General features: G+C 60.4%; 1 pseudogene. It reads right to left on the reverse strand.

From position 1 onward, the window contains the following. Positions 1–183: 183 nt before the first annotated feature. A pseudogene (locus HGQ17_RS15460) lies at positions 184–303 on the reverse strand (IS110 family transposase); the annotation flags it as partial.

Below are 303 nucleotides of genomic sequence, written 5' to 3' on the forward strand. Positions count from 1 at the left end.
AGACATAGATATGTCCACGATGTCTTGAGACACATCTGTGCACGATCCCCTGAGACATCACATAGGAGGGGCCTGAATCCTCCGGTGTCCAGTAGGGCCCGGGTGATGTAGTTGGTCAGGTTCCGGAATCCCAGGGCGGTGCCGCGGAGGTGTTCGAGCCTGCCGTTGAATCTCCTATGTTTGTCAAGTCGTCGCAAGTTGGGCTCGGGCTGCGGTGTTGAGGTGTCGGTAGATCTCGCGGGCGAGGTATCGCTTGAGGCAGCGGCGGATCTCTCGGAGGGTGCGTCCTTCGGCGGTGCGGCG

Origin of the sequence: Nesterenkonia sedimenti (genome assembly GCF_012641515.1) — a bacterium.
Classification (GTDB): Bacteria; Actinomycetota; Actinomycetes; order Actinomycetales; family Micrococcaceae; genus Nesterenkonia; species Nesterenkonia sedimenti.